The 8,866-nt window shown below is 70.3% G+C and carries 10 protein-coding genes; 2 read left to right on the top strand and 8 right to left on the bottom strand.

Going from position 1 to position 8,866, the window contains the following annotated elements; all coding sequences use genetic code 11:
* Positions 1–438: 438 nt before the first annotated feature.
* Positions 439–1,692, top strand: coding sequence for an MFS transporter (locus AB0G28_RS48675; protein ID WP_361106313.1), 1,254 nt, complete (start codon positions 439–441; stop codon positions 1,690–1,692).
* Positions 1,693–1,732: 40 nt separating this feature from the next.
* A complete protein-coding gene (locus AB0G28_RS48670) occupies positions 1,733–2,794 on the top strand; it encodes a DNA polymerase III subunit beta (RefSeq protein ID WP_361106310.1) in 1,062 nt (353 codons plus the stop codon).
* Between the two features lie 29 nt (positions 2,795–2,823).
* Here AB0G28_RS48670 and AB0G28_RS48665 read toward each other — a convergent pair whose 3' ends face one another.
* The 8 genes from AB0G28_RS48665 to AB0G28_RS48630 form a co-directional block, all read right to left on the bottom strand.
* Positions 2,824–4,002 (bottom strand): PIN-like domain-containing protein, encoded by a 1,179-nt coding sequence (locus AB0G28_RS48665; RefSeq protein WP_361106307.1) that lies wholly within the window; start codon positions 4,000–4,002, stop codon positions 2,824–2,826.
* A gap of 297 nt (positions 4,003–4,299) precedes the next feature.
* The gene (locus tag AB0G28_RS48660) at positions 4,300–4,554 is read right to left on the bottom strand and encodes a glutaredoxin domain-containing protein (protein ID WP_361106304.1); all 255 of its coding nucleotides are present in this window, start codon (positions 4,552–4,554) and stop codon (positions 4,300–4,302) included.
* Entirely contained in the window at positions 4,551–5,318 is a 768-nt protein-coding gene (locus AB0G28_RS48655) for an MBL fold metallo-hydrolase (protein ID WP_361106301.1), read from the bottom strand. The genes AB0G28_RS48660 and AB0G28_RS48655 overlap by 4 nt, the downstream gene beginning before the upstream one ends.
* The gene (locus AB0G28_RS48650) at positions 5,315–6,133 is read right to left on the bottom strand and encodes an NUDIX hydrolase (protein WP_361106298.1); all 819 of its coding nucleotides are present in this window, start codon (positions 6,131–6,133) and stop codon (positions 5,315–5,317) included. The genes AB0G28_RS48655 and AB0G28_RS48650 overlap by 4 nt, the downstream gene beginning before the upstream one ends.
* A gap of 109 nt (positions 6,134–6,242) precedes the next feature.
* Positions 6,243–7,370 carry a hypothetical protein gene (locus tag AB0G28_RS48645; protein WP_361106295.1) on the bottom strand — a complete coding sequence of 376 codons (1,128 nt, stop codon included), beginning with the start codon at positions 7,368–7,370 and terminating at the stop codon, positions 6,243–6,245.
* Positions 7,371–7,406: 36 nt separating this feature from the next.
* On the bottom strand, positions 7,407–8,033 hold the full coding sequence (locus AB0G28_RS48640) for a hypothetical protein (RefSeq protein ID WP_361106292.1): 627 nt from the start codon (positions 8,031–8,033) through the stop codon (positions 7,407–7,409).
* Positions 8,033–8,488 carry a RidA family protein gene (locus AB0G28_RS48635; protein ID WP_361106290.1) on the bottom strand — a complete coding sequence of 152 codons (456 nt, stop codon included), beginning with the start codon at positions 8,486–8,488 and terminating at the stop codon, positions 8,033–8,035. The genes AB0G28_RS48640 and AB0G28_RS48635 overlap by 1 nt, the downstream gene beginning before the upstream one ends.
* Before the next feature lie 5 nt (positions 8,489–8,493).
* The gene (locus AB0G28_RS48630; RefSeq protein ID WP_003068074.1) at positions 8,494–8,655 is read right to left on the bottom strand and encodes a DUF4177 domain-containing protein; all 162 of its coding nucleotides are present in this window, start codon (positions 8,653–8,655) and stop codon (positions 8,494–8,496) included.
* Positions 8,656–8,866: the final 211 nt, after the last annotated feature.

Here is an 8,866-nt window from a genome sequence, read left to right as displayed (position 1 = left end):
CACGCTTCATGGCCGTGAAGGCCTCCTTCCCGGCCATAAGAGCCGGGAAGGAGGCCTTCACGGCTTTCCGGGATCTCGTGCCTTGGCAACAACAAAGAGCCGGGCGCCACCCCCGACGTGGCGCACCGGCTCTTCGTTGTTGCGCGGACCATCCCCCGACGATCCGCGCTCCCCGCCCTCCGGGCCAGGCCCCGACCCGTGTGCCGGAGGGAGCTGGGTTTTTGTGCTGTCGTTCAACCATCACGGCCCATACCCACGAATTCAAGGCCATTCACTCTCAAGGACGCCGCCTGAGCCGTTTCGTTGCAGGAGTCCACGGAGAATATCGCCGGCGTTACCCGATCGAGACCTATCGCACCGAACCGCCCCGCCGGCGGTGATGCACGCGACCGGAAAATAACTGGTACCAACGTACCACTCTGCGGCATACTTGTACGCGTGTCCCAGTCTGCCTCGAACCACGAAAGCCGCACGTCCCTCGCCGACTACCGCACCGCGCTGACGACCAGGGCGGCCCGGCGGCCCGCCGTCGCGGCCGTCCTCGCCCGCCTGCCGATCGCCATGATCGGCATTTCGGCCCTGCTCTACGTCCAGCGCGAGACCGGTTCCTTCGCCGTCGCCGGGCTCGTCTCGGCCGGTTCACTCGTCGGGGTGTCGGTCGGCGCCGTGGTGCAGGGCAGGCTGATCGACCGGTTCGGGCCGACCCGGCCGCTGCTGGCCGTCGCGCTCCTGCTGGCGATGGCGATGGCCGCGCTGGTCACGGCCATCGAGTCGCACGCCGCGACGCCCGTCCTCGTTGCCTTGGGCGCCCTCACCGGGCTGTCCGAGCCGATGGTCGGGTCGGCGTCGCGGGCGCTGTGGGGACGGCTGCTGCCCCCGGGTGGCGCGCGCAACGCGGCGTTCTCGTACGAGGCGATCAGCATGGAGGTCTTCTTCATCCTCGGCCCCGGCGTGGCCGGGCTGCTGGTCATGGCGCCGTGGGCGGGGACCGGCCTGGTGCTGGGCGTCGCGCTGCAGGTCACCGGCGCGGTGTTGTTCGCGCTGAGCCCGGCCGTGCGGGCGTGGGGACCGTCCGCCGAATCGCACGGGTCGCTGCTGGGCGCGCTGGCGAGCCCGGGCATGCGGACGTTGGCGCTGGCCGCGCTGGGCTTCGGTGTGGTGATCGGGTTCGTCGAGGTCGCCGTGCCGGCGTCGGCCACCGAAGCGGGCCAGGCGTCCGTGGGTGGCCTGCTGCTGTCGGCGTGGTCGCTCAGCTCGGTCGCGTTCGGCGTCGCGTACAGCCTGCGGCCGTGGCCGCGCCGGCTGGGCCTGCGGCTCCCGGTGCTGCTCGGCGGGTTCGGGGCACTGGTCGCGCTGCTGGCGTGGCCGTCTTCGCTGTGGGGCCTGGCGCTGATGATGCTGCTGGCGGGCGCGCTGATCACGCCGCAGTCGACGGCCCACTCGACGGCGATCGAGGTGGTCGCGCCGGCCGGGACCGCGGCGGAGGCGTTCGGCTGGGTGCTCACGGCGGTGACGCTGGGGCTGGCGGCCGGCCAGTCGGTCAGCGGGTACGTCGTCGAGCACGCCGGCCCGGGCGCGGCGTTCCTGGCGGCGAGTGTGGCCGGGCTGCTGCTCGCGCTGGTCGTGTGGCTGCTGCGCGGGACGGTCCGTTCTTCCGAGTCCGCCCCGGTTCCCGAGCTGGTCAACGCGTAGTTCGGCCGTTTTTGTCGGTGCCGTCCGCTAGCTTGCGGGCATGGACGTCACCGCGCCTGCCCACCGCCTCTCGGCGGCCGTATCGGCCGCGTCGCGCCTGCTGCCGGCCCGCACCGGGCTTCGCCTGCAGGCCGACGCGGCGGGGCTGACGGTCGCCGGCGTGACGTCGGACCTCGCCGTCAGGTTCGGCTGCCCGGCGACCACGCACACGGACGGCTCGGTCGTCGTCCCCGCGGCGCCGCTGGTGGAGACGCTGAAGGTGCTCGACGCCGAGCTGGTGCGCCTAGTCGTCGAAGGCAGCCGCCTGGCGTTGCGGCTGGACAACGCCCGGTTCGCGCTGCCGCTGCTGCCCGCTTCCGACCTTGCTTCGGACCCGCCCGCGCAGGTGTCCGAAGTAGACGGAGCAGCGTTCGCCTCGGCGCTGCGGATCGTCGCGGGCACGGCGGCGAAGGACGACCCGCTCCCGCTGTTCACGGGCGTCCGCCTGCAGGCCTCGGGCTTTCGCCTGACGCTGACAGCGTCGGACCGCTACCGGATGGCGGTGGCCCGGCTGCCGCTGTCTTCGCCGGGTTCCCTGGACGTCCTGGTCCCGGCATCCCTGCTGACCGAGGCGGCTCGCCAGGCGAGCGGCGTGGTGGGGCTCCACCTCGCCCCGGGCCGGTTCGGCCTGAGCTGGCGGGACGGCCTGGTCGCCACGGCGGTGCTGGACGCGGGCTTCCTGTCGGAGGAGTCGATCGCCACGGGCGCGGTGGACACAACGGTGACACTTCCGGCGGACGCCTTGGCCGCGGCGGTCCGTCGTGTCGGGGTGTACGCCGAGGACAGGCGAGTACTGACCCTGGAGGTCGGCGGCGCCCAGGTCCGCCTGGCGAGCGCCCGCCAGGACACGGGCGAAGCGGAGGAGACGCTGAAGGCCGAGGTGAGCGGCGGCCGGACGTCACCGTCGTTCCAGGCCCGGTACCTGCTGGACGCGCTGGCGGCGTTCGCGGGCGAGCGGGTGACGCTGGCGATCCAGCCGGGGATGCGGGCGTGCGTCCTGCGGGTGGCGGAGCCCGGGGAGGTGGAGGTGACGTACTACCTGATGCCGATGCTGGCCCGGTAGGTCACCGATCGACATATCGTCCGCGAGTATCAATCGGTGCCGTCGTCGGAGGTTTCATCGTCGGCGAGGATCGCCACCATCTCGACCGGAATCCGGAACGCGGCAGCTTTGACACTGCCTTGGTAGATCGGCGCGAGCGCCGGCTGCACACCATCCGCCACCACGCCTTCAGCTTGTAAGTCACGTGTTATCCGGGCGGCAGGTCTGGTAAACCCTCGAAGCATGCGATCATCGTTGTATTGCGCGATTTCGTAGACGGCTTGGCGGTCGATAGTTCCACCCGACCGTGCAGCGGCTCGGATGACGTCCGCCTGTTCCCAGCCTTCCACGTCGAGACGTTCAAGCAACTGAGCTACGCCGTCTGCCGACCAGAGCGGCTTGGCCTGAGCCTCACGAGAAACTCGCGCGGCGTCGTCGACGGATTCGCTTCTGACATGGATCTGCAGAACGGATGCCCTTCTGAGGACATCGACAGGACGCATGAGATAGAGTTGACGACCACACATCTTCTTGAGCTCCGTGACCAACTCAGTCCTCGGGCCCAGAAAGTCCGAGCGATGCCGCCACCACCAGTCCTCCTTCTCATCGCCCGTGATGAGAAGGACATCGAGTCCGCGCCGGGCAGACTCGCTCATGATCTGACTCCAAACCAGATAATCGCCCGCTGCCCCCTCCTGCAGGTCGGACGCAACCTTCTCGGCATCGAGGTAGCCAGGCGGCTCCTTGGCTACGGCACGCCGGTTCCCCTCTTTGATTCCGTCCTGCCACGAGTCGAGGTCCGGCTCGGCACCAACCTTCCCTGCCAGCAGAGCCTCAAGCTTTACCAATACTGGTTCATCGCGTGCCCCACCACGCACAGCGGGCACCGCCGGCGCGGACAGCCTGACCGCATCCTCTAATTCGCCGTAGACATTCTTGGCTTTTTCGATCCATTCATCGCGAAGAGCTGCGTCTATGGCAGTCGCTTTCGCCCATTGCCTGATCGCGTCCTCAGTAGCCCGTCGCTGCTTGGCGAACGCAGTTATAGCCTGCGACGCGGCTGTCTCCCGACTGGTGAGAACGCTCATCCGATTGCGCCAGAACTCACGAATTGCCTGATGTGGCACCCAGAGCCTGTCGCCGATCATCTGGAGAACACCGATGAGGTCTTTAGTGGTGTCATCGTTGTATCGGTAGAGGTTGAGAAGTACGTTGGCGTCGATCGCCACCAGAGCAGTCTTCAACGCAGCGTCGACCTCCGGGTCCGAGGGCAGCCGATACCCGGGGAAGGCGTCATAGATGCCGACGTTGCCTTGCCCTGTAGATGCCTCAGGTGTCTCCATACAGAGCTAGTCGCTCGGCCGTCCACACTTGATACGTCGGCGCCGTCTCCAGCTGCTGGACTTCCGGTAACTCGCCCAAAAGGTCGGCGGGAAAAGCTCCACGCCATCGACGAGGCCTCGAGAACGAGACCGGGCTGCGCGAAGTGTGGGCCGCCTTCCTCCACGGAGAGGGGCCCGACGCACTCAGCCGGCCGAAGCTGCCTTGACCGCCGCCTCGACCTCGGCGAACGAGGGGTTGACCATGGCCCGGGACCCGACGATCACCGTCGGCACCGTCTCGTTGCCGTTCGCCACCTCGCGCACACGTGCGGCCGCCGCCGGGTCCTCCCAGATGTTGATCGCGCGGACGTTGAAGCCGCTCTTCGACAGCGGCCGCTCCAGGGCCGCGCAGAAGCCGCAGCCCGGCCGCCAGTAGAACTCGACCTCGACGTTGCTCATTTCTCCTCCGACCGCAAGTAGTCCAGCTGCGCCTGCACGCTCCACTCGGCGGGCGCCCACAGCGCCTTGTCGACATCGGCGTACACGACCTCGACGACCTGACGCGGGGTCGCGTCCGCACCGAGCGTCTCCAAGGCCGAACGCACCTGGTCGAGCCGCTGTTCCCGGTGGGCGAGGTACTCACGCGCCGTCGTGGGCAGGTCGGCCAGCTCCGGGCCGTGCCCGGGCAGCCCCACCGTCCCCGCCGGCAGCTCGATCAGCTTCCGCAGCGAGCGCAGGTAGTCGCCGAGGTCGTGCAGCACCGTCGTGCCGCGGCCGAGGATCGTGTCGCCGGTGAGCACCTGGCCGTCGAGGACCAGCGACACCGAGTCATCGGTGTGGCCCGGCGTGTGCAGCACCCGAAGAGAAAGGCCGCCCGCCTCGATCACCGAACCGTCCACAAAGGACGAGGCGCCGATGCACAGGGCAGGATCGAACGCCCGCACCGGCGCGCCGACGTGTTCGGCGAACCACGGCGCGCCCTCGGCGTGGTCGGGGTGGTGGTGCGTGAGCAGGATCAGCTCGACCGGAGCGACAGAAGCCAGCAGCTCGAGGTGCTCGAGGTCGCGGTAGCCCGGATCGACGACCACAGCCGGGCTCGACGGCGTCGCCCGCAGCACCCAGCTGTTGGTGCCTTCGAGCGTCATCGACGACGGGTTGTTCTCCAGCAGCACCGACGCCGTCTCGGTCACCCGGCGCAGCACGCCGTACGCGGGGGTAGTCATCGCTTCTCCAGGACGACGCGGACGTGGTCGTTCTCGCGGATCAGCGTCGGCGCGATCCGGACGATCTCGCGCGGCGCGCTCAGCACGTCGTCCGCGGTGGCGAACTCCGCCAGCTCGCTCAGCGTCAGCCACGTCGGCGGCATCAGCATCCGGCGGCCTTCGCGGGCGTCGGCGATCGCGTCTTCCGGCCGCTGCCAGCCCGAGCCCGACGCCTCGGACGTCGCACCGTCCGCCTCCTGGCCTTCGGGCAGCTTCGCGACGAAGAAACGGGTGTCGTACCGGCGCGGCTCCGCCTCGGGCGTGATCCAGTGCGCCCACGGACGCAGCAGGTCGGCCCGCAGCGTCAGCCCCGCGTCGGCGAGGAAGCCGGCCAGCGACACCTCGCGCGTCTCCAGGGCCTGGCGAGCCGCCGCGTACGGCGTGACGTCGGTGAGCACCGCGTCCGCACTGCCCGCGAGCAACACTCCGGACTCCTCGAACGTCTCGCGCACCGCCGCGCAGGTCAGCGCCCGGGCGAGCGCGTCGTCGCAGCCGAACCGCGAAGCCCACCACGACGGTTCCGGACCGGCCCACGCCACCGACGCGTCGGCGTCGCGCTGGTCGACCCCGCCGCCGGGGAAGACGGTCATCCCGCCCGCGAACGGCATGCCCTTGACCCGGTGCTGCAGGAAGATCTCGACGCCGTCGGCGCCGTCCCGGACCAGGATGACGGTGGCCGCGTCCTTCGGCGTCGCCGGCGGGCCGTCGGCGTTGGCGCGCGTCGCCACCCCGGCGCCGACCGGGATGTCGAAGACAAACTCCTTTGGCTGCTCCACCTCGGCAACATACCTCCGCCACCCGACGTCCCGTCGCGCAGTTGTGGCACGCCGGACACAGCAAAGGCGGAGCTTTCACGTGAAAGCTCCGCCTTGGCCGAAGACGAACCTAGGGTGCGGTCCAGCCGCGCTGGTCGCCACCGGAGCGGGACGCGCCGTTGAGCCGCATCTTCGCCGCCTCGGCGCGCTCGCGCTCGGCCAGCTCGGCGTGCAGCTCGCGCAGCAGCGCCCGGTCGCGCTCGCTCAGGCTCGGGTCGTCCAGGTCCAGCGCGGGCAGCTCGACGACCTCGTGCATCGACGGCTTGCCCGCGGCGATCTCGCGGCCCTTCTCCGGGTCCTCGGCCAGCGCCTGCCGCAGCTGCGCGACCTCGGCCGGGGTCAGGTCGGCAGTGCGCTCCGCCCGCGTCTCGGACCGCGCCTTGCGGGGCGGCTCGGCGGGCGGCGAGACGATCGGCACCACCGGGGCGACCGGCTCGGCCGGTGCCGTCGTGGTGCTGCTCGACCGCATGCTGTGCCGGCTGCCCGACTCCGCGACCGATTCCGCCGAAGCTGTCGCCGAGGCCGACGGCTTCGACGGCTCCGATCGGTACGTCGACGCGGGCGACGACGTGCTCCCGGTCACCCACGCCGGCGACGAGGCCGCCGAAGCGGCCTGGTGGTACTCGGAGTGCGCGACGCCCGGACCGCTGACCTCGACGACCGAGTGGATCCCGGCCCGGCGCAACGCCGTGTCGACGCGGAACGCGACGGCCGGCGGGTTGCCCTCCGGCCCCAGCTCGACGAGCACCACGCGCTGCGGCAACGCACCCGGCACGCTGCCGGCCGGGGTGTTGCGCCACACCGCGTGCACCGAACGGACGTCCGGCAGCACCTGCAGCGTCCGGTCGAGCGCCTCGGCGATGCCGAACTCCGGAGAGTTCTCGCCGCTGAACCGGTGCGTGTTCACCGGCTCGGTCTCGTCGACCAGCAGGTCGTTCGCCAGTGTCGCGTCCGACCGGCTCATCTCGAGGACCAGCGCCAGCTCGCGCTGTTCGGCGGAGCTGACCGGGATCCGGCCCGCGATGAGCGTGCCGGTGGTCAGCTCGACCGCCTCGTCGATGTGGGCCCGGGCGATCAGCTCACGCGCTTCGGTGAGCGCGCTGTCGTCGATCCGGCCCGCCAGGGCCAGCAACAGGTTGTGCAGGCGCAGGGGCACCGAGAACCCGTCCATGGGCGGGCCGTCGTGGACCTCCACCATTGCCTTGCTCCCTCCCAGCTCGCTGGCGGGCGAGCGTTATGCGGCTACTAGCCGGGTCCCCGCCACCGCGCCCACGCAGACCAGCTCTGAGTCGGCCAGCGCGGCCCGGTGGTATCCCGGCAGGTCGAAGCGCGGCGGGATGACCTCGACGCTGGGCTCTTCGTCGCCCAGAACCCGCAGCACCCGCTGCAGTTCGCCGGTCAACCTCGGCAGACCGCTCAGCGCGGTGACCAGCAGGACGCGCTTGGCCGTGCCCTGCCCGACCACACCGACGTGTCGCCAGCTCTGCCGCACTTCCCCCACATCCGGGCGACCCCGCAACGTTGCGTGGATCAACACGGACACGGAGTCGACCGAGTTAACCCATTCGGGCGCACTCGACGTGAATGTGTACCGGTTCTCGGTGACGTCGTCTACCCCCAGCGTCGAACTGACCTGGTGCCAGTCGGCGCCGTGCGGGATGAGACCGGCCACGAGCAGGCGGTACTCCGTTTGGTCGAGGTCGATCCTGTGCTTAAGCAAAGACCTCGGCAGGGTCCGGGCGAGGGTGCCCATGGCGCCCTCGCCGAGCCAGTCGCGGAACCGCCACAGCAGCTGGTCGGGCAGCCGCCCGGCCAGCCGGAGCAGCAGCTCGTGGGTGGACTGCTCGATGTCCGGGTCCATCACTGCACCTCCACGATCAGTTCGACCTCCACCGGCGAGCCGATGGGCAGCTCCGCGACGCCGACGGCCGAGCGGGCGTGGATGCCCGCGTCGCCGAAGACCTCGCCGAGCAGCTCGGACGCGCCGTTGACGACCGCGGGCTGGCCGGTGAAGCCCTCCGCGGAAGCCACGAAGCCGACAACCTTGACGATCCGCACGACGTTGTCAATGCCCACCAGCGCGTGCACGGCCGCGAGCGCGTTGAGCACCGACGTGCGGGCGTGCCCCTTCGCCTCCTCGGGGCTGATCTCCGCACCGACCTTGCCGGTCGCGGCGAGGACGCCGCCGACGAAGGGCAGCTGGCCGGAGGTGTAGACGTGGTTGCCGCTCTGGACGGCGGGCACGTACGCGGCCAGCGGGGCGGCCACGCCGGGCAGCTCGATGCCGAGCTCCTTCAGCCGTTCGCTCCAGCTCACGCGGATCAGCCCTTCGGACGCTTCAGGTAGGCGACGTGCTGCTCGCCGCTCGGGTTCGGCAGCACGGTGACCAGCTCCCAGCCGTCCTCGCCCCACTGGTCGAGGATCTGCTTCGTCGCGTGGATCAGAAGGGGGACGGTCGCGTACTCCCACTTGGTGGCGCTCATGAACCGGGAGCGTAGCCAAGCGGGCAAGGGCGCCGGGGAGCGCCGCCGGAATTGGGTGCGCGACGCGCCGCGCTGTGGCCGACTTCACACGTTCGGGGCGATGCCGGAAGCTCCGCTCATGCGCCCCAATGTGGCGTTGGTTGCGTTGGACGCACCCAATGTGGCGTTCGGTGCGCTGGACGCACCCAACGCCACAATGGGGCGCGGCGGG

It is taken from the genome of Amycolatopsis sp. NPDC021455 (assembly GCF_040640995.1).
Lineage (GTDB): Bacteria > Actinomycetota > Actinomycetes > Mycobacteriales > Pseudonocardiaceae > Amycolatopsis.
The sequence above is the reverse complement of the archived record's forward strand: the minus strand, read 5'-3'. Positions and strand labels throughout refer to the sequence as shown.

What these genes read in the sequence shown, in the direction of transcription:
- AB0G28_RS48645 (WP_361106295.1), bottom strand. Translation starts at nt 7,370, where the DNA reads ATGGTGGAGGTCCACGACGGCCCGCCCATGGACGGGTTCTCGGTGCCC.
- AB0G28_RS48660 (WP_361106304.1), bottom strand. Translation starts at nt 4,554, where the DNA reads ATGAGCAACGTCGAGGTCGAGTTCTACTGGCGGCCGGGCTGCGGCTTC.
- AB0G28_RS48640 (WP_361106292.1), bottom strand. Translation starts at nt 8,033, where the DNA reads ATGGACCCGGACATCGAGCAGTCCACCCACGAGCTGCTGCTCCGGCTG.
- AB0G28_RS48630 (WP_003068074.1), bottom strand. Translation starts at nt 8,655, where the DNA reads ATGAGCGCCACCAAGTGGGAGTACGCGACCGTCCCCCTTCTGATCCAC.
- AB0G28_RS48655 (WP_361106301.1), bottom strand. Translation starts at nt 5,318, where the DNA reads ATGACTACCCCCGCGTACGGCGTGCTGCGCCGGGTGACCGAGACGGCG.
- AB0G28_RS48670 (WP_361106310.1), top strand. Translation starts at nt 1,733, where the DNA reads ATGGACGTCACCGCGCCTGCCCACCGCCTCTCGGCGGCCGTATCGGCC.